Origin of the sequence: Bifidobacterium sp. ESL0784 (assembly GCF_029433295.1) — a bacterium.
Taxonomy (GTDB): Bacteria; Actinomycetota; Actinomycetes; order Actinomycetales; family Bifidobacteriaceae; genus Bifidobacterium.
This window is the reverse complement of record NZ_JAQTHV010000001.1, coordinates 301251-320748: the sequence shown is the minus strand read 5'-3', so window position 1 is coordinate 320748 and position 19498 is coordinate 301251. Positions and strand designations below refer to the sequence as shown.

General features: G+C 54.3%; 12 protein-coding genes. 9 read left to right on the top strand and 3 right to left on the bottom strand.

Going from position 1 to position 19498, the window contains the following annotated elements:
* The first annotated feature begins 41 nt into the window (after positions 1 to 41).
* Positions 42 to 2678 carry a BspA family leucine-rich repeat surface protein gene (locus PT279_RS01180; protein ID WP_277164656.1) on the top strand — a complete coding sequence of 879 codons (2637 nt, stop codon included), beginning with the start codon at positions 42 to 44 and terminating at the stop codon, positions 2676 to 2678.
* Between the two features lie 377 nt (positions 2679 to 3055).
* Here the strand turns inward: PT279_RS01180 and PT279_RS01175 are convergent, their stop codons facing one another.
* The gene (locus tag PT279_RS01175; protein ID WP_277164654.1) at positions 3056 to 3196 is read right to left on the bottom strand and encodes a hypothetical protein; all 141 of its coding nucleotides are present in this window, start codon (positions 3194 to 3196) and stop codon (positions 3056 to 3058) included.
* Positions 3197 to 4705: 1509 nt separating this feature from the next.
* Between PT279_RS01175 and PT279_RS01170 the strand changes: the two genes are divergently transcribed.
* From PT279_RS01170 to PT279_RS01145, 6 genes are all read left to right on the top strand, one after another.
* The gene (locus tag PT279_RS01170; RefSeq protein ID WP_277164652.1) at positions 4706 to 7039 is read left to right on the top strand and encodes a BspA family leucine-rich repeat surface protein; all 2334 of its coding nucleotides are present in this window, start codon (positions 4706 to 4708) and stop codon (positions 7037 to 7039) included.
* Positions 7040 to 7224: 185 nt separating this feature from the next.
* The gene (locus PT279_RS01165) at positions 7225 to 8616 is read left to right on the top strand and encodes an MATE family efflux transporter (RefSeq protein ID WP_277164650.1); all 1392 of its coding nucleotides are present in this window, start codon (positions 7225 to 7227) and stop codon (positions 8614 to 8616) included.
* Between the two features lie 190 nt (positions 8617 to 8806).
* The gene (locus PT279_RS01160; protein WP_277164648.1) at positions 8807 to 9268 is read left to right on the top strand and encodes a helix-turn-helix domain-containing protein; all 462 of its coding nucleotides are present in this window, start codon (positions 8807 to 8809) and stop codon (positions 9266 to 9268) included.
* Positions 9269 to 9318: 50 nt separating this feature from the next.
* A complete protein-coding gene (locus tag PT279_RS01155; protein WP_277164646.1) occupies positions 9319 to 10644 on the top strand; it encodes a type II toxin-antitoxin system HipA family toxin in 1326 nt (441 codons plus the stop codon).
* A gap of 350 nt (positions 10645 to 10994) precedes the next feature.
* Complete coding sequence (locus PT279_RS01150) at positions 10995 to 11468, top strand: MarR family winged helix-turn-helix transcriptional regulator (protein ID WP_277164644.1); 474 nt, start codon at positions 10995 to 10997, stop codon at positions 11466 to 11468.
* 68 nt (positions 11469 to 11536) lie between these two features.
* Positions 11537 to 12949: an MFS transporter gene (locus tag PT279_RS01145; RefSeq protein ID WP_277164642.1), complete on the top strand. Its 1413-nt coding sequence runs from the start codon at positions 11537 to 11539 to the stop codon at positions 12947 to 12949.
* A 382-nt stretch (positions 12950 to 13331) separates the two neighbouring features.
* On the opposite strand, the gene PT279_RS01140 is transcribed toward PT279_RS01145, so the two are convergent.
* Both PT279_RS01140 and PT279_RS01135 read right to left on the bottom strand, forming a co-directional pair.
* Positions 13332 to 13889, bottom strand: a complete 558-nt coding sequence (locus tag PT279_RS01140; protein ID WP_277164640.1) for a type 1 glutamine amidotransferase domain-containing protein — start codon at positions 13887 to 13889, stop codon at positions 13332 to 13334.
* A gap of 117 nt (positions 13890 to 14006) precedes the next feature.
* Positions 14007 to 16190 (bottom strand): DUF6541 family protein, encoded by a 2184-nt coding sequence (locus tag PT279_RS01135; protein WP_277165199.1) that lies wholly within the window; start codon positions 16188 to 16190, stop codon positions 14007 to 14009.
* A 398-nt stretch (positions 16191 to 16588) separates the two neighbouring features.
* On the opposite strand from PT279_RS01135, the gene PT279_RS01130 reads away from it, so the two are divergent.
* Together PT279_RS01130 and PT279_RS01125 are read left to right on the top strand one after the other, a co-directional pair.
* Positions 16589 to 18058 carry an ABC transporter permease gene (locus tag PT279_RS01130; protein ID WP_277164639.1) on the top strand — a complete coding sequence of 490 codons (1470 nt, stop codon included), beginning with the start codon at positions 16589 to 16591 and terminating at the stop codon, positions 18056 to 18058.
* Positions 18055 to 19479, top strand: coding sequence for an ATP-binding cassette domain-containing protein (locus PT279_RS01125; protein WP_277164637.1), 1425 nt, complete (start codon positions 18055 to 18057; stop codon positions 19477 to 19479). The genes PT279_RS01130 and PT279_RS01125 overlap by 4 nt, the downstream gene beginning before the upstream one ends.
* The last annotated feature ends 19 nt before the right edge of the window (positions 19480 to 19498 follow it).

Below are 19498 nucleotides of genomic sequence, written 5' to 3'. Positions count from 1 at the left end.
CTTAATTGCCGTATTTTTGCTTGCTGAAATGAGGGGGAAATATGCGCAAAAATATAAAAACTGCGCTTGGTATCGCCGTAACTGCTACGATGCTGATGGCACCGGTACTTGCCAACGCCGATGACACCAGCGAGAAGCAACCGCAAACGGATCAGACATCACAGACTGCGACGCCAAGCCAAACAAATCAGAATCAAAAACTTTCGCCACGAACAGCAGCGCCAGACCAAAAAACGCAGACACCGCAATCGCAAGACCAAAGTTCCGCGACAAAGTCGACCTTGGCGACACCAAGCGTCTCCGCTGCGCCGGCACCAACATCATCCAAGCCAACGCCAACCGTCGGCCCGCAGGATGAATCCATCTGCAACGACAACGGCGCAGCACAGGGCAATCTGGTAGGCGGCAGCTGGGAGCTTTCAACGGCCTCCGGCGCCTGCACCCTCACCATCAAAGCCAAGTCAGGCCAAGAGGTTCAGATACCCGACAACGCGTTCTTCAGGAACATGTATGCCGAAGGCCATGCCGTATACACCGATGTTGATTTTGCCGGCAAGACCCAGCTACCAGCAGACAGCAGCAATCTTTTCAACGGTATTTCTGGCCTCAGGCATCTGCACCATACGGGTAATGTGGACGCAAGCCAGGTCACCAACATGTCTCAGATGTTCAAAAACAGCGATTTAGAGGAGCTCGATCTGAGCGGCTGGGATGTCAGCAATGTCACACAAGCAGACGCATTCAGCAACCTGCGCAACTGCAAGAGCCTTAATCTGGGCGGATGGAAGCTCAACAGCCTTCAATCCACTTCTGGCCTGACAAACGCAGGAGATTCCCTGGAAACATTGATTCTCGACGACGTCTCCGCGCCTCAGCTCACCAGTCTCGGGTCTCTGATTACCAATGAGCCCAATCTGAAGACTGTCAGCATGCGCAACTTCAGCGCGGCAAGTGCCACAGATATACGGCACCTGTTCGATTCACCGCGTCAAAGCATTGAGAAAATCGACATGAGCCATGCCACTTTCCCCAATGCCACGGATCTGATGGGCCTGTTCTCCGAAAGCCACAAGCTCACCACACTCGATATCAGCCATTTCAGCGCGCCGAAGGCCACAAACATGAGCTACCTGTTCGAAAACCTGTATGCCTTGAAGAATCTCAACATCTTCGAGCTCGACACCAAGAATGTCACGAACATGTCGCATATGTTCGACAATTGCACCAGCCTGACCAGCCTCGATCTGAGCAGCTGGAACACCGAATCGGTCCAAGAGATGAGCGCGATGTTCCGCCAATGCCAGCATGTGGCCTCCATCGATTTGAGCAATTGGGACACCAGAAACGTGACTATGATGGATAGGCTGTTCAGTGGTGACGACCTGCTCTCCGCCATAGATATGAGCACGTTCATCACCAACAACAGCACCTATATGGATAATCTGTTCGAAAGCGACCTTGCTATCAAGCAAATATCCATCGGCCCGCATACCCAATTGAGTGGCTGGCAGCCTCCGCTATTCACCTCGTTCAACGAACCGTACACCGGCAAGTGGGTGAAGGTCTATCAGCCGGGCAGCGCGTTGAGTGCCGAAGAGGCGGCCGTTACCTACGATTGGAACGATATCCAAAACGGAAGCTGCACGGATAGCGCCCAGGCTGCCGGGACTTACGTTTGGCAGGAAAACCGCACGTTGACGCTCCAGCCCGGAACGCCAGTGCCTACCGGCACCCATCTTGCCGACACGACCGCCAAGCAATACCACCTCAGCGGAGGCCATGCCACCGGCATTCACGTCGATGGCAAGTCCACTCCCCAGGATGCCAGCACCTTGGCAAAGACTCTGCCGGGCAGCCCGTACAAGCTCCTGGATGCCGACGGTTCCAACGCCAAGGGCTATACGTTCAAGTGGAATACCGCGGCGGACGGCAGCGGCACCGCTTACGATCCGGCGGATAGCGTCAATCTTGCCGGCGGCAATACCACAATCTATGCGACGTGGAAACTTACGCCGAAGCCGAAGCCGCAACCGCAGCCGAGCAAGCCTGCACAACCCTCACAACCCGTGCAAAAGCCTACCGATCCTGCAACGCCCGCACAGAAGCCCAGCAAGCCAGTACAAAAGCCCAGCAAGCCCGCTTCGCCCTCACCCAGCCCTTCGACTAGTCCAGAAAACAAGCCGAACAAGCAGGAAAACCACAAGACTCCTGCGACCTCAAGCACGACAGGCGTTGTCATCATTACTCCGTCTGCATCCGGTCCGAGTGCTTCCACAGCCCAAGCTCCGGCCCAGACTCACGCGACCGGTTCTGCAAGCCATGCAAAAGCGAACACGAACCGTCGTAGCATCTCCGGCCTGGCAGTAGCCGGCCCGCAATTGCAGATGCCCAACGATCAGGCACTCGGCAATGGCAGCAATGATCCGAAGGCTACAAGCCCGAAGAAGACGCAAGGCGCTTGTGAACCAATCGCGTACCTTCAGGGTTCTAGCTCCCCAGTCGCTTACAGGTGCAATGCTCAAGATAAGGCTCCAAGCGCCTTGACAAAGTCCGATTCGACAAGAATCGTACCGGTCTGGCCTTATATCCTGCTGGTTGTGATCGCCATTTGCGCGATAGTTTACGCCTACGAACGCAGAAACGGCACGATCAGTTCGCAACACCGCGCCGAGCAATAACCAATAAAGGAGCAACCACTCGCTGTAGCTCAGCAATCTCCAGAGAGGCCGCACACCAATCTATCGATGTGCGGCCTCTCTTTATACGTTTTAGAGTTATAGGCCAGAATATTTGATCATGACCGTGATTTGGGCTTACGGGAGTAAGTGCTTCCTCCCGTTTTTCTCCAAGATTTTAGGGCTTTCCGGTAGCCCTAAGAAGTATTCGCAGCGAGCGTCAAGTACGGCTTTGCCGACAGACACACCGCTGCAGCTCGCATCGTTGCCGCGGCTACGCGCCAACATCTCGCCAGCGGTATACTCGCCTTCGATGAATCGACATCCGAAAGCGCACCAGCACCATTCAACGGCAGCTCAACCCAAACGCCGTTGTCTGCCTAGAGCGCCGGAACCACATCGTCAGAATTGCCGTCAACACTGCTGGCTTCCAGCTTGGCGTTGGGGCCAATGAACAGTTGCTTCTGGCTCTGGCTGTGACCGAACATCTGCTCCATCATGGCGACATTGCGCGTACCCACTTGGTGACGTCAAGTTTCGGAACCTTCTGACAGTGACCGAACAACGAAATCATGTTCTTGACGTTGCTGGTATTGGAACTGTGGAGGTCAAGCGTCTCAAAGTTCCGGCAATACAATCGAGAAAAATTCACCGAACTTCTTATGCCTACAGCAGAAAATCTTTGGCGACATTAAACATAAAACAATTGCAAAGATAAACCCGTACCAGCCCTTTTGAACCGGGAGCATGTACATATTGGCTGAGATTAAAAAGGACGATCCTGCGCTAACACAGAACCCGAAAATCGGCAGAATAAAATACTCGTTGCGGAATGATGGCTTCCGCACACCATCCAACAAACGCAATGCAATATCAATGTACGATTTTTATTCTTGCACGAAGATTCAACGTATCAAACCAAACGGTAGAAAATAACGGGTGAAGCCATATTTATCGATACTTAAATCGTTTATTTATCCGTCCAATGTGAGCATTATTGTCTTTGTTTTGGGGGATAAATACGGCATTCATATCTTAATCGCCGTATTTTTTATTACTCCAAAAATGAGGGGGAAGAGGATGCGCAAGGACATGAAAACCACGTTCGGCATTCTCGCAGCTGCGAGGATTCCGATAACGCCGAGGCATGCCAATGCCAAAGACACCGGCGAGGGCTAAACCGAAACAAAATCAGGCTTCGAAGGTTCCACATCCCCATCAATCAGAAGTGCGACATCCAAGACAAAGGCCACGTCGAACGCAGCCGTACCAACCGGCACGACGAATGCATCTCGATTTGACCGTTTATCCTGCTTCACTGAGCTCGCTGCCTGCGTTATGGCTTACGGCCACCAACACAGGGAAACGAGACAGTCCAGTCGCACAAAGTACCAACCAATAAAGGAGCTGCCAATAAGGGCCATAACTCAATAATCCGAGAGGAGGGTCCCGCGGCGTCAGACGCTGCGGGACCCTCCTTTAATTGCGCCAGAAAGAACTGGATGAGTGGTGGCGCTTCCGCTCTGTACCGTTACGACGGCAATCGAAACGCTCGAAAACCAAGAATCCAGAGAAGCAGCATCGTAGCCAAAACGCCATCGACAAATGAAAACAATCGGAACAGCCGCACTGACCGATACAGCCAGACAACAGATGAGATGACGACCGACAGCCAAACTGCTGACAACACGTCAATTGACGGGCAATATAGAGACGGCGCCCAAACTTCGGAACGAGCCGTTGATCGCGGCGAACAAACCTACGACTGCGCCGAACATTCGTGCCCTACTACAACACAAACCACCACTTTTCACTACCTACAGTTATCACGATATATTTATACATATACTTTATTCACGTCATTTAATTTATATATTTATTGAAAAAACGTCTAATAACGTTGAAAAATCAACATTCGTGTTACTTATTTGTTTGGTGACATGTTATGATAACTATGCAATTTATACAACACAAAATACAGAGAAATCTGGTTAGGGATGTCCTTCATTAGACAAAAAAAGAAAAAAACCATGCAAACAAACGTAAAACTTGCAATTGGCACGGCACTCGCTGTAACCATGATGGTTACACCGACCATCGCCAACGCAGACGACATTGCAAGCTCGCAAACCGCGCAAAATCAGACAAGCCAGTCCCCAACGCAGCAGGACAAAGGACAGCAACAAACATCCGCAAAGTCACAGAGCGACGGCGCATCTTCATTGGTCAAGTCCAATCCAGTCAACTGCAACCCTAGTCACCAGCCCATAAGCGGCGTCTTAGATGGCGGCAGCTGGGAATTGACCACGCAAAACAATACTTGCACGATCTCTATCTACGCTTTCAACAACGAGGAAGCCAAAATACCATATGACTTCTTTAATCAAGACGAGTCTTTCCATGACACCGTCACCGATATTGACTTTGTCGGAAAGACGCAGCTTCCAGCAAACAGCAGTTACTTATTCGATATGATTCCGAACCTCACACATCTACACCACACTAATAATGTAGACGCAAGCCATGTTACCAGCATGGTTCAGATCTTCGAAGGCAGCCATATCGAGAATCTTGATCTCAGCGGATGGGATGTCAGCAACGTTACTGATGTGAGTAACGCATTCGGCGGTTTATACAGTATTAAAAACCTAAATCTTAGCGGATGGAAGTTGAACAGCTTACAAGATTCGCCCTATGGTGAGAACCAGTGGCTGATAACGGGCAATGACACACTAGAGACCTTGAATCTTGACAACGTTTCCATGCCACAAGTCACCAAACTCAGTGGCATGATCACGACCACACCAAACATAAAAAACATTAGCATGCGCAACTTCAACGCGCCGAATGCCACCGACGTCAAAGATCTATTCGGTTCCTCACGGTTTATCTCAGACGACCATACACGCGACGGCTTTGAAAAAATCGACATGAGCCACGCCGACCTTTCCCAAGCCACTGATTTGTCAGGCATGTTCTCCGATATGCCCAAACTCACCTCTCTAAATGTCGACGGTCTCGCCTCACCTAACGCCACCAACCTCAATCATGCGTTCAGCAATGATCCGAAACTGACCGACCTCGATTTGAGCAGCTGGGATACCAGCCAGGCTAATGACATGGGAAGCATGTTCGAAAACGACGCAAGCCTGTCCGCCCTTGACCTGGGGCAGAAATTCAACACTCGCGCGACACCGACAATGCCCAATGCGTTCGCAGGAACTCACATCCAACAACTCACTGTCGGCCCTGACGCCCCGCTTTCGGGTTACCAAGGAACATTCGACAGCGCATTCGGCGATAATGATCCGTCAACGACTGCCCCATACACTGGGAAATGGATCAAAATCGCAGGAAACAGCACCCGCAGTGTACCTACCTACACGTCCGACCAACTGCAAAAGCTGACCTGCACCGTGGAGGCCTCTGGACCACACGGTTCCCAGTGCTCGGCAAATCCCGGTTTTGCCGGAACCTACGTTTGGCAGCAGCAACGAACCCTGACGCTCAAACCCGGAACAGCATTGCCGAGCGGCACCCATATCACGGATGACAGCGCCAAGCAATATATCGTTACCGGCGGCGAAGCCAAAGGGGTCCATATCGCAGGAGAAGCCAATCCACAAGATATCAGCACCCTCAGCAGCAGCTTGCCAAGCAACCCATACGAGCTCGTGCATGCTGACGGCTCCGCGGTAACCGACTTTGCATTCCAGGGCTGGAACACTTTGTCGGACGGCACTGGCACCCTATACGCTTCTGGTGATGACATGGACCTCACCACAGGAGACGCTACCCTTTATGCAGTCTGGAGAGCAGGTTCGCCACTTCTGCCGACTCCGGGCAACCCGTCTACCCCGACTCCTGGCACCTCGCCGACCCCTGGGACCTCGCCGACTCCTGGCACCTCGCCGACCCCTGGGACCTCGCCAACTCCCGGCACCTCGCCGACCCCTGGCACCTCGCCGGCCCCCGGTACCACTCCGGCCCCCGGTACCTCACCAACCCCCGGTACCTCCGGCACGCCAGCACCGACCCCCAGTAATCCGTCGTCAGATCCTGGAACCGCAATCCAGCCCGTTTCCGCTAGCTCGCCAGTTCTGGGCGCGCCTAATGCATCACATCCAGTCGGTAGCATTGACCCGCAGGGGAACGCAAACGGCCACAATGCGGCAAGAGATTCCCAGGAAGCTTACAACCGCCATCCGGCCGCAATGGCATCAACTGGTGCGGAGTTGACGCCGGTATGGTTGACTTTGCTGCTTTTGCTTACAACCGCAACCATCATCCTTGCTATGTCGTCTGTCATTAAACGCAAGAATGAGCGTCTCACTGCGCACCTGCCGAAACATATCCAACAATAAATCAACAAAATAAGGAAAGTGCGCCACAGTATTTGTTTACTGTGGCGCACTTTTCTTATAATCATTTACTTCAAATGGCATCGTTTAAATAATTCGGAGAACGATTGCTAGTGTTCCATCCCCCATCTCGTTACAATAACAACCGAATACACTTAAAAAACAACCAGAAAATCAGAGATTAAACAGTGGCAGAAACACCAACGACAACCGAGCACGACCAAACCACAGACGACGGAGGCGCACACGACCGCGCCGAGCGCAAACGCGTTAACCGGCAGATTCTGGCGTTGGCGATTCCCACTTTCGGCCAGCTCATTGCCGACCCGCTTTTCGTCCTGATCGACACGGCCATCGTCGGGCACATCGGCGACACCGCGCTCGCCGGGCTCTCCATCGGCTCCACGGTGCTGCTCACCGTCGCCGGGCTGTGCAACTTCCTTGCCTACGGCACCACCTCGCGCGTGGGGCAGCTTGTGGGTGCCGGACGCAAACGCGAAGGGCTTGAGACCGGAGTCGACGGGCTTTGGCTGGCGCTGATTATCGGGGTCGTCATTTCTGCAGCCTTCTTCGTCGGGGCACGACCGCTGTGCTCGTTGATGGGAGCACGCGGAGCGGTACTCGACAACGCGACCATTTACTTGCAAGCCGTTATTTTCGGGCTTCCGGGAATGCTCTTAGTTTACGCGGCCAACGGCATCTTCCGTGGGCTCAAGAAAGTGCGCATCACGCTTGTTGCGGCCGTTCTGGGCGCGGCGCTCAATACCGCACTTGACTTTCTGTTCGTCTTCGGACTCGGCCTAGGCATCATGGGTTCCGGGCTGGCGACGCTGATCGCGCAGTGGTTCATGGGGATTTATCTGGTCATTCCATCACTCAAATGGTCGCATGACGCAGGCGCTTCGCTCGCCCCGCGGATTTCGGGCATCACTGCCACGGCAACCGACGGGTTGCCGCTGTTCATCCGCACGCTCGCCCTGCGCATCTGCCTGGTGGCCACGGTCGTGCTCGCCACGCACATGGGCACACAGGTGCTCGCCGCTTATCAGGCCGTCAACTCCAGCTGGAACTTCGTGCTGAACATTCTCGACGCCATCGGCATCTCCGGCCAAGCGCTGGTCGCTACGGAAATCGGCGCGAAACGCTACGGCCGCGCCCGTGAAATGACACAGATTTCGGCGCGTGCGGGGCTTTATGGCGGTATCGGTATTGGAATTGCGTTTGCGTTGCTCGGCTTCGTCGCCGCCCCCCTGTTCAGTCCGAATACGACCATCCAACACCTCATCGCCATCGGCATGGTGGTCGTGGCCGTTTTCCTACCGCTTTCCGGCTGGATGTGGGCACTCGACGGCATCCTCATCGGCGCCGGCGACTACAAATACCTCGCCGTCACCTGCTCGATCGTGACGATTATTTATCTCCCTCTCGTCCTCGTGCTTAACTTCATCGACGGCGCCTACAATCCCAGCTCCACTGTCCGCATGATCCTGCTTTGGGCCGTCTTCAATGTCATCTTCATCGGCGGACGCAGCATCTTCAACGGCCTACGAGCCCGCGGCGACAAGTGGCTGAAAAAATAAGATTACAAGGTTCATTTGCCATTGCAATAAATCAACAGTTTGATAAAACGAACAATGTAAGAATGTTCGGAATTCGAAACATTATTGGAATGTTTCGAATTTGACACAATTTAAAAATGTTCGGAATTCGAAACATTTTATAGTATAATTCTATTGAAAATTCGAAACATTTTGTAAGCAGGGGACATCAATGGATATGTTCAAAACGCAGATACGTTCCATCCCACAACTCTCTGCTACTTTACGTGACGCGCGAAAAGCCAAGGGCCTTACCCAGTCACAACTCGCCAATCGAACGAATATCCCCCGTTCGTGGCTCAGCCGAATGGAAAACGGAAAAATAAAAGATCCAAGCGCTCAAAAAATCTTTAGCCTTTTCCGAGAACTCGGTATTACTACCATCCTTCAATATCCGCCCGCAGACTCTTTTTCAAAAACCGATACATCGAAAGAACCCAAAGCTCCCAAAACTCAAAAAAAACAATCAGACAACGACATCCAAAGATCTGAATCCCATAATACACAGGCCGAATCTGCAATGGGAAAAGTGACGCTTTCAGAACTGGCGGCAAGAGGACAACGGAAAACCGAAGCATTCCTCGAGCAAATGGCCAAACACACCCAAAATGAATCTAGACAAAGTTCTCGATAATATAGATATATCCGCCACTGTCAATGAGGATAATTGCGAATGGAGAAACAATGAAGACCAAAGAATTACGTGTGTATCTCGAAGGAAGACCAATCGGTTTACTACGAGAAGACAAAAACGGCAAACATAGCTTTTTATATGACAACAATGCAGAAGGTCAACTATCCTTATCCATGCCGCCACAGCTTGAACCATGGACTGGGAAACCTATCGAAGCCTATATCGACGGCGTATTGCCAGACGATCGAACTATGCGCCAACGTATTGGACGACTTTATGACGTAAGTGCCAATAATCCCTTCGCTCTGCTTACCGCAATCGGACTCGATTGCGCAGGAGGTGCCCAATTCGTGTCTCCAGATAACCTTGATTTACTCGAGGAACCCGAAACACTCCGGCCAATCGCCAAAGGGAAAATCGGCAAACGGCTCACCAATCTCGCAAGCAATGTTCCCACAACTTGGCAAGGACCAAACGAACATTGGTCGCTAAACGGGGCACAGGGCAAAATAGCATTACGCCAAAATAATGGTGAATGGTTTGAGGCGTTGGGAGCAGCGGCGACCACACATATACTCAAGCCAGGCGTCTCGCAGCTGCACGAGCAAGCCTTCAACGAATATATTTGTATGAAAACGCTTGAAAAGCTTGACATTTCTGTTTCACAGTCAGCTTTCCAAAGTTTCAACGGAACACCAGCCATCGTAAGTACTCGTTGGGATCGCAGGGAAAAACAGGACGCTCATGGGCAAACCCATATCGCAAGAATTCACCAGGAAGACATTTGTCAAGCCATGAGCTATATGACTCGCCAGAAGTACCAATCCGATGGGGGACCAAACGCCAACTCAATCATCGCTTTTCTACGTACCAATGCGCTCGCCGAGACTGATATCATCCAATTCACCACTGGACTGATGCTGAACTTCCTCATCGGCGGAACAGACGCGCACGCCAAGAACTACGCCATTCTTGAGCCGGTCGGGGAGGCGCCTCGGCTCGCACCTTTCTATGACATCGCCTCGATTTTCGCTTACGACGCCCGCGGCGACCGAAAAGGCGAGCGCAAGATGGCCATGTCAATCGGCGGCGAATACCACTACGAGCGCATCGAATTGAAACACTGGCTCAAACTTTGCCAAGACACCAAACTCGACGAAGAACTCATCGCTGCTTTGCTCAAACATTATGCCGAAATCCTGCCCGACACATTCAACGACACCGCAAAAATCGCACTCGCGGACGTCGCCAAACTTAAGATTTCTCCGGAATCACTCACGACTCCCAACGGCAGCTCAGCAACTAAACGCAAGGAACTTGTCAACAGAATCGGCGCAGGCATCAAACGTCAATGCGACATGGTGCTTGGCTGGTAATGGCGCGACGCGCGTCAAAACAGACGATTCATCTGTGCTGATTCGGCGATGTCAACCGCACCAGTCCTCTTTCGCCGACACCAACCGAACCACCAACAAACGCGGACCAAGTACCGGCAACTATCCGCAAAACATGCTTCAATCGCTATTGAAATCACGATGAAGGAATTTAAGCATAATTTTGAGTGGAAAATATGCTTAAATTCCTATTTGATGCAATCCGTTGACCATGCCAACGCCAACAGCCCATAACGAATGTCCGGACCTTCGATATTATTTGTTAGTTAGCTAACGAATTAATTTTGTCGGGTCGCTCTGTGCGGCTCGACTGTCGAGAAGGCAAGAAGAATATGACCGATACGCCGGACGGGCGGCCGGAGAACTACGGGCGCCTGCTGCAGCAGTCTTCGAGCGCGATGTCACAACAGCTCGGGCGGTTCGCGGCACGCTACGGGCTTACGGAAGTGCAGATGTCCGTCATCAACTTCATGAGCTCGCAGCCAGGCGGCGAGGTGGCCCAGCACGCCATCGAAGAGGAGTTTCACATCCAACGCTCCACCGTCACTGTGACCCTACAGCGCATGGAGTCCCGCGGCCTGCTTACCCGCGAACAGGCACCGGACGATGCCCGATGCAAGAAAGTGAAGCTCACCGCACGCGCGCAGCAAAGCGTCGAAGCCATCCACGGCTACATCGACAACGAACAGCGCGAGTTCGAACAGCGTTTCTCCCCCGCACAAATCACCGAGTTCAAGGAAATGCTTGCGTTCTTCGCACGTGAACACGACGACGATCCCAGTATCGAGCAGCAACCGCCACGATAATTCTTGGAATCATCGAAAATCACATTTATCACTTAAAACAAAAAGAAATTAAAGGATCAAAACAAGCAATGACCTCGCAAACTGCAACATCAACCGCCGCCCCGCAACGGCAATCCGAGAAAATCCCCGGGAAAGTCTTCGGCGCCATCATCGCGGCCGGACTGCTCTCGCTAAGCGGCGTGACCGTCGAAACGGCTATGAACGTCACCTTCCCGACGCTCATGAAAGAGTTCGGCATCAACACCGAAACCGTGCAGTGGGTAACGACGGCCAACCTACTCACCATCGCCATCGTCGTGCCGCTAAGCGCCATGCTCAAGGCGCGCTTCCGCACCAAGTCGCTGTTCATCGTGGCAAATCTTTCGTTCCTCGCCGGCCTTATCATCGAGATCTTCACGCCGAACTTCGCGCTGCTGGTCACCGGCCGCGTCATCCAGGGCATCGGTGCCGGCATCGCCCTGCCGCTGATGTTCAACATCATTTTGGAAACCGTTCCGCCACAACGTATCGGCCTGATGATGGGCTTCGGCACATTGCTCACCGCCGTCGCCCCGGCCATCGGCCCGACCTTCGGCGGCATTGTCGTCTCGAACACCAGCTGGCGCGTCATCTTCGCCTGTCTGCTGCCGGTCGTCCTGATTTCGCTGGTGCTCGGCATCGCCTGCATCGAGCAGAGGAGCAAGATCCGCAACGTCAACTTCGACATCCTGAGCATCGTGCTCATCGCAGTCACCTTCGCCGGCCTCATCTTCGGCTTCAGCTCTATGACCACCAAGCCGATTTTGAGCATCCAGGTTGGCGGCACCATCGTCGTCGGCATCATCGCTCTGGTCGTCTTCTGCATGCGTCAGCTCAAGATCGATTCCCCGATCATCGACATCCGCACGCTGCGCAATCTGCGTTTCTCCGGTTTTGTGATCGCCTTCTTCCTGCTTCAGGCCATTTCGCTGGGCCTGGCGTTCGTGCTGCCGAACTATCTGCAGCTCACCGACCATCGTTCGGCACTCGTCGCAGGTCTGACCGTATTGCCAGGAGCCGCGCTTGGTGCGGTCCTCGCTCTGCTCGGCGGACGCGTTTATGACGCCGTCGGCCCGAAGCCTCCGCTTATCCTCGGCGGCCTCTGCGCTGTCATCGCCATGGCCTGCTTCTTCGGTTTCGGCCACCACCTCTCCAGCACCGCCGCGGCCGGATTCTATCTTCTTTACATGCTCGGCATCGGCCTGAGCTCCGGCAACATCATGACCACCGGCCTCTCGCACCTAAGCAACCACGAGCAGAGCATGGGCAACGCCATCTTCAACACCGCCCAGCAGTTCGCCGGAGCCGTCGGCACGTCCATCGCCTCCGCCATTCTCGCCGCCGGTCAAGCCGGTGCCACCGACATGGCCACCGGCACGGCAATCGGTGCGACGATGACCTTCGGTGTACTCCTTGTCGCCCTCGTCATCGAGTTCGCCGACATCCTCCGTTCGTTGTTCTAAAGACACGAAACCGTCGACTGACGATCCTACAGAAACAACGGCTGTGATGACGTCCCATTTCGTCATCACAGTCGTTTTATATATCGTTTTACTGAAATCAATCGTGGCGTATCCGCATAAGGCAATCCGCTGTATGAGCGAAGGCACCAAAATCAGCTGATTGCGCAGCATGGAACCGATAATCATCGATTGTTAATCCTCCGTGCTGCGAAACCGTTGAGTCAGCCAATCCACATCACCGGAATAGCGCCATTCCTGTATCCAGGAATAATTTTGGCAGCACCGAAGCCCATTACCGCTTCTAAAACGCTTCAGTGCTACCTTTCACAGCACTCTCACCTCGATCAGCCGCATTTCACATTGTGTACTGCAAACGGATCGATTACTTCCCGAGCGCAACCTTAATGGCATCGACGAACGCGTCCAGATCGGCAGGCTTGCGGGAGGTGATGAGCTTGAAGCCGTTGGCATCGTCGACGTGAACTTCCTCGTCGACGTATTTGCCACCGGCGTTCTCGATGTCTGCGGCGATATAGCGGCAGGCCGTCAGCGTCTTGCCCTTGAGCAGGCCGGAGTTGACCAGCAGCCAGGCTCCGTGGCAGATCGAGGCAACCGGCTTGCCTGCGGCGGCGAAATCCTCGGCCAGCTTTTGCGCGTCCGGATCGACACGCAGGCGGTCCACGTTGCAGGTGCCGCCGGGAACGACGAGCATGTCGAAATCGTCGGCGGAAACTTGCGAATAAACAGTGTCCGGCTCCACGATTTCGCCGACATACCGGTCATGCCGCACAGTCTCGATAGGCGCGAGCTCAGCCGCCGCCAACGTCACCTGGGCCCCCGCAGCCCGCAAATCGCGCAGCGGCCGGGTCATCTCGGTCTCCTCGATGCCCCAATTGCGCACGATAATCAATACTTTCGCGTCACTCAGCGATGTAGCCATAATCCCGTCTCCTTATATATCTCGAATATCAAGCACCTTCATTGTATAGAACAGTAAATTCAAACCGGCCCAACAGACACGGCACGAGCGTTACTTCGCTTACCTTCACCAAAAAAATTATTTAGCGCACATAATCCGGTAGAGCGCCCAGCCTTTGGCGTAGGAACCCTTGGAGCTGAAATCCTTGACCTTGACGAGCACACCGGCCTTCACATAGCCGTCGATTAGATCTTGACGGTGGAAGGTATCGTATTGCTGCCGGAAGGTGAACATCTGCAAACTCGGCGCCTGCGGACCCATCGAAAGGAAATATTTCGGCACGTTGCCATCGATCGGACAGGTCGTCGCCCTCAGTTTGGCAGGGCTTCCGGAAGCGAACGCGGCCTCGGTATCCGAGAAAACCGCACCGTTCTTTTCATGCATGGCGTTGTAAATCGGATAAAGCATATTCGCATCGAACATTGCCGAGCCATACATCGAACCGTTGAGTGGGTCGGATATGACCACCGAGGCATCACCGGTAATCTTGACGGTCTGCCGAAGCACGTCATACTTGGCTCGGGTAAGCTGCTCCTTTTCGGGCTTGCCCGCCAAAGTCGTATTGGACACCAGCGATTGCCCCAACACTTCGCGCGTGGTGTTGCCGAACTGGCAGGAAATCGCGAGCGCAGCCAGCACGATAACCGAGACCGCTCTGCCGCCATTATGTGAAAGCCAGTCCTTAAAGACACTGCCGATCGTGCGTTTCGGCCTTTTGGCATGTCGCCGAGACTTGCGCGTCCCATTAGCGCTGATACGTCCCGTCTTAGAGCCGATTCGCGCCTCGAACGCAACAATACGTTCCTCACCGATATCATCGACCAGGTGAGCCGTTACGCATGCCGCAAAGACCAGCAACGGGATAACGGCAAACGGAATCATGGTCAATGGGCGGGTTTCGGCGCGATACCATGCGGCCGCCACGATATTGGGGAACCAACCGGTCAAGGAAGTCGAGCAGACATAGACCAAGCAGACCAGCGCAAAGGCCAGAATCAAGGACATCGCATCCTTGGCCATCATTGGCGTCGGCATGGCGAAACACGATATTCGAGCGTGGCGTTGGGCAAGGCCATACTTGCCGTCGGAAGCGGGATGGCGGGCGTAAGCCTTCACATCGACGACGACCTTTTCACCATCACCGGCAACCTGTGCTTGCCTTGAAGCCGATGCCCCCGCAAGGGCATCACCGGCCGAAATGTCAATCGGCCCCGTGGCGCCCTCGGAAACATTTCGCACGTTTTCGTTGCCGGTGCGCTTGACGAACTTCGTGACCGCAAGCTTCGATCTGAGGTAACCAACTATCACGGCAACCGCGACAGCTAGACAGACCGTGACCACCACCGCCATGAAACCACCGGCAAACCCGCTGATATTGTCGGTAAAGAAAATTCGTAATGCATCAGGGACACTGCGATTGGGCACATAGGTATGGAACCAGCTGGACGGATCGAGATAGCGGGACGAATGGTAGTGCCCGATCATATAGAAGAAGAATGCGACGGAGCAAACGACCACCGCCGCAAACGCTGCGAGAATCAGCTTCCAAGGCAAGCGCAGCAGGATGAACGGGGCCATCAACAGCAACCAGGTGAAGGCGATGCGGGGATGGGCGAACATGCAGAGCAGCCCGACCAATACAGTCACCGCCAGCCAGCGTAGGATATGGTAGCGGTCCGCAATCGCGTCGAACAGACGCAGCGTGACGTAAAGCCAATACGGCAGAAGCGTGGTAGCCAGACCGAACGCAATCAATGGTCCGGAAACCAGCATTTGGAAGGGGTGACTGGCCGAAGCGACGGCAAGCAGGGGCACAATCAGCAGCATCGCGCACGAGAAAGGCCGCCACGAAGGCGATGCCCCATCGAACCTGCGCGTGAAATAGCTGGCCCAAAGCGATACACCCGCGGGCCAGACAAGACCGGAGGTCACCAGCCAGACGATGTTGAACGCAGCATAGATATTGACCTTGATGCCCAAGGTCTGCCCAGCGGAAATGATTGCGGCGGCAACGATGTGAAACATCGGCGGGTAATAGGCATCGTTGGGCCAAAGCCTTGTGGCGGCCCCGATGCCTTCACGCAGCAGCTTGCGAATGAAATAGTAGTGCGCCGGAGCGTCAATCTCCTGCAACGGCAGGTTCCATGCATCCCACGTCTTCGGGAACCATGCCAGAACGATGCCGAACGCCGCCAGCACACCGAAAACCGAGCAGACCGGCAAAGCAGCGCGGCGCATGCGTTCTTTCCATTTCACATTCATCAACAATTATCCTACCTGCATATCAAACGACTTATCCACAGGCGGCACAACACATACCAAATTCACAACATGACCCCAGATGCTTTCGCAACAGGCTGCTTTAGCCGACACCATGTCCGCAAATATCCTCCGTCGTGCGAATTTCCGTCAATCCGCGCTAAAGCGGCATGACAATGATCTTACCCAAGGCAAAATTCCCAGAAAACTTTCAATATTTCCTGAGGTTTTGTTCGTCTCATCCAAGCTAAGGCACATATACTTGAATCTGTTGCCTATGCTGCGGCCTAGCATCGAAAAGGTGCAAGCCTAAAACGCGGGAAACATGTGGTGCCTGTATGTCACGCTTGGCGGAAAGCTTTCAATGTGGCAAACTACAGGCCTGAACACAGGAGAAATAGATGTTCGTGCTAACCAATGCTTGGTCAAAGGTGATACGCCATAAATGGCGCAGCATCATGATGCTCCTTGTCGCCGGAATCATGATATTCGGCGTCGTCTTCGCCACCGCCGTCTCCAGCGCAAGCAACAAGGCACACGGCGAGACCTACCAGACACAGGCACCGATCGCCGTCATCAGGCCGAGCGCCGAAATGGAGAGCAAGATCAAGGGCGACGACGCCACAAGCGTGAAAAAGTACATGTCCTTCGACGAGTACGGCACTTACGCGATGTCCATGCAGCAAATCGGCGTACAGCAGCCGCAATTCTCAATCGGCATCTCCCTGCCGATGCGTCAGGCCGGCACGACCAAGGCCATCGCAGGCAAAAGCGATGAAAGTGCCGAGAAAACCGGCGGCGAGACCACACTTTACAGCTACTACGACAAAGACGGCATCACCATCAATCCTTGGGGCGCTTTCAGGATCACCAAAGGAAAATCCTTGGATTACCAAGGCAAAGACGGCAAGAACGTGGTCGTCTCAGAAGCGTTCGCCCGCAAGAACAACCTGCATGTGGGTAGCACCTTCAAGCTCGGCAATCCCATGACAACCGACACCTATGAATTCAAGGTGCACGGCATCTACACCTACACCGACCCCGCACCCGCCGGACACGGCAACGACGCGAAGCTGGCCAAGAACAACCGCGATAACGCCATCTACGCCGAACCGACAGTCCTCAGCACCGACAAACTGCTCAGCGACAATCCCACAGGCTGGCTCAACCCGCGCTTCGACGTCGGTTTCAAACTCGAAAGCGTCGATCAATACAAGGCCTTCACGCAAGCAGTAAAAACGATGAAGCTGCCGAAAGGCTACGAAATCAGCTCGCCGACGCTCGAGCGCTACAATGCCACGCTCAAACCCCTCGATTCGCTCAATGACGTGATGGGCAAAGTTCGCATCGGTCTCTATGCAGGCGGCGGGGTTGTTCTGCTGCTGCTCGTGGGACTTGCGTTGCGCCGCCGCAGCGACGAGATCGCCATGGATATGGTCATCGGCGTCACACGTTCACGCATCGGTTGGCAGTTCTCTTTGGAAACCTTGATACCGGCGATACCGGGACTTCTGATCGGTGGCATCGCGGGAGCGTTGTCCGCCAAACCTTTGGGGAAGGCATTGGCCGGAGGAATCGCCACACCCGCCGTATCCGCCTGCTGGATGGCGATGTGGTACTCCATCGCCATAGTGGCAGCACTGGCCATCATCGCGTTCTTCAGGGCCATGTTCGCCAGGACTTCACGGGTCTTCGATGAACGCCGGGCAGACCTTGAAGCAGCGCAATCCCTGTTCGCAGACACCACCAGGCAAAAGGCGCCAAACACAAACGACGCCGATAACGGAAAATCCAACGACAACAACGCCAGCGGCGACGGCAACACCACAGATGACAACGCATCCGAAGACGATACGGAGGCTCAAGCATGAGCAAGAACACCGATTCGAACGATGAAGCTCTGAGCGACATGCCAGACAAGAAGCCGGAGAACACAGAAGACACCTCCGCGGTCAAGTACGATGTCGTCTTTGACGATGACGATGATGCACTTGATTTCAGTAGCTTGGCGGTTTCCGGTCAGGTTCCAGCCAATGGCAGCGACGATACCGAAGCCGGAAATCCTGACGGTACTGTCGATACTGACGGCGCAAACGGTAAAGGCAATGCAAAAGAATCGGGCTCGGCAACGACACAGGCACACGAGAGCAAAACCGGTCATGCCGGCAAGCAATCGTCGACAACCGCAACAAGCGACGCCTTAAAAGCCCCTGACAAAAACTCGAATGACGAAGGTTCAGCGGACGCCGACGAGGAAAGCGGCGATAGCGGCGACAAGGCAAGTCCCGACATCGCTGCCCGCGCAAATGCCCAACGCGTCAACGAGACGCTCGGACTGGCTGTGGCGGAAGAAGACGAACTGAGCGCGCATGAGGCGGAATCCCCCGTCATCGAGCCGGCAACCGCTGTTTCTGCTCGCCTCGACAAGGAGACCATCGCCGAGGCCGACATCCTGCTGAAGCCGAACCCGACCTTCGCGCTCGACCATGTCACCTTTGTCAACAACAAAACGGGACGGAACGTCTTGGACAATATCGATTGGGGATTTTTCGCGGGATCGCTATACGCCATCACGGGCGCCGACGACGAGCAACGCCGTGCACTTCTGGCGGTTGCGACAGGTTTCTATCGGCCGGATAGCGGCCAGGTCATGGTGAAAAGCCAAAGTCTGCTGGAGCTTGAGACCAACGAAATCCGCGGCCACCGCATCGGTCTGATCACCCAACGTTACAGCCTGCGCGACGACCTTGATGCGCTGAGCAATCTGACCTTCACCATGCGCGCTTCCGGCCGCACGTTCCTCAAACCGGTGGTGGAAGCGGCACGAGATGTACTGAAATATGTCGATTTCGACGAAGCAGCCACGGGAGTGAAGGTGCCTGATCTGAAGCCCGTCAACCAACGCCGTCTCGCTATCGCACGAGCCATCTGCTGCGAGGCCACGGTCATTCTCGCCGACGATCCGCTGGGCGGACTTGATGACGACGATCGCAGCACCGTTCTCAATCTGCTTTCGCGCATTGCCCACGCCCAAGACCCGAAGCGTTGCGTTATCGTTCTGGTCCCGGGCTTCGGAGCAGAAACTGCCGGAAATACGCAAATGAACGCCTCTGAAAACGACAGTGCAGACGCGGATACCGATACCAGTGCCGAAGCAAGTAATCACGCTGGAACCGGTGACGGCAACGATACCGGCAATGCGAAGGACAAGGCGGACGCTGCCGTCGATTCAGACGAATACACCGGCGAAACCGATTACGAAGCCAAGGCCGACAAGGTCTACTCGTTCTGAACTGAGTCATATCCGAGGC

Coding starts and splice junctions, on each gene's coding strand:
- PT279_RS01180 (WP_277164656.1), top strand. CDS start 42: ATGCGCAAAAATATAAAAACTGCGCTTGGTATCGCCGTAACTGCTACG.
- PT279_RS01170 (WP_277164652.1), top strand. CDS start 4,706: ATGCAAACAAACGTAAAACTTGCAATTGGCACGGCACTCGCTGTAACC.
- PT279_RS01160 (WP_277164648.1), top strand. CDS start 8,807: ATGGATATGTTCAAAACGCAGATACGTTCCATCCCACAACTCTCTGCT.
- PT279_RS01155 (WP_277164646.1), top strand. CDS start 9,319: ATGAAGACCAAAGAATTACGTGTGTATCTCGAAGGAAGACCAATCGGT.
- PT279_RS01150 (WP_277164644.1), top strand. CDS start 10,995: ATGACCGATACGCCGGACGGGCGGCCGGAGAACTACGGGCGCCTGCTG.
- PT279_RS01145 (WP_277164642.1), top strand. CDS start 11,537: ATGACCTCGCAAACTGCAACATCAACCGCCGCCCCGCAACGGCAATCC.
- PT279_RS01140 (WP_277164640.1), bottom strand. CDS start 13,889: ATGGCTACATCGCTGAGTGACGCGAAAGTATTGATTATCGTGCGCAAT.
- PT279_RS01135 (WP_277165199.1), bottom strand. CDS start 16,190: ATGAATGTGAAATGGAAAGAACGCATGCGCCGCGCTGCTTTGCCGGTC.
- PT279_RS01130 (WP_277164639.1), top strand. CDS start 16,589: ATGTTCGTGCTAACCAATGCTTGGTCAAAGGTGATACGCCATAAATGG.
- PT279_RS01125 (WP_277164637.1), top strand. CDS start 18,055: ATGAGCAAGAACACCGATTCGAACGATGAAGCTCTGAGCGACATGCCA.